This window comes from Paraburkholderia fungorum (assembly GCF_046026025.1).
In the GTDB taxonomy this organism is placed as follows: domain Bacteria; phylum Pseudomonadota; class Gammaproteobacteria; order Burkholderiales; family Burkholderiaceae; genus Paraburkholderia; species Paraburkholderia fungorum_E.
Window position 1 is genome coordinate 1 of the sequence record NZ_JAQQFL010000102.1, and the last position, 845, is coordinate 845.

At 60.1% G+C, this 845-nt stretch carries 1 protein-coding gene; it reads right to left on the reverse strand.

Translation table 11 applies throughout. The annotated features are described in order from the left end of the window. The coding region (locus PQR67_RS38185; protein WP_408467952.1) for a DUF3138 family protein at window positions 1-833 on the reverse strand (833 nt) is incomplete at its 3' end. Window positions 834-845 lie beyond the last annotated feature (12 nt).

Consider the following 845-nt stretch of genomic DNA (forward strand, 5'->3'; position numbering starts at 1 on the left):
TCGTTGCCCAGCATGAACTTCCATGCCCAGTTGCTGCTGTCACCCGTGTAGTTCACGCCGACGCCGATATAGCTGCCCGGATCGGAGAAGTCATACAGCAGGTTGTGCGTGAGCGTCAGCATCTGGTTCGACTGCTGCACTTCATAGCCGCCGAAGCTCGGCATCAAACCGGCTACGAAAGTCGTGGTTGCCGTCACAGGCACGGTCACGACAGCCGTATTCAGGATGTTGTTGCCGATGTTGCCGTGCTCGTTCTGCAGCAGCGTAATGCCGTTGCCGCGGTTCGGCATCAAGGTGATCTCGGCCGACGGCGCCATCGGGCCGACACCGAAGGTCTTCTTGATGTCGAGGTACAGATCGCCGAACGTGCTGTTGAAGTAGTTGTAGCTACTTTCGTGATTCGCGAACAGGAACGACCCGCTGCTTGCCGCGCGGTTATACATGAAGGTCGGGTCGATATAGCCCGTTACCGACAGACCCGCGATCGGACCAGTATTCTGCGCGTCCACCAGCGAATCGACCTTCAGTTGCTGGTTGGCGAGTTGCTGCTTCATCGAATCGACCTGATCGTTGGTCAGCGCCGCGCGTGCCTTGCCGTAGTCCGGTGAAGAGATATCCACCGGCGCTTCGGCGACGGCCGGCGCCGGTGCCGGGGCGGCAACCGCGGCGGCCGCTTTCGGCTTGGTCGCCACTTCGGAGCGCAACTGCTTCACCTCTTTTTGCAGCGCGTTGAGCTGGGCCTGGAGCGCCTTGATCTGGTCGCTGGTGGCGTCTGCCATGGCCATGCCAGGCAGACTCCCCGCCACCAACAGACAGATGAGCTTCTTTCTCATGCAAATTCTCCT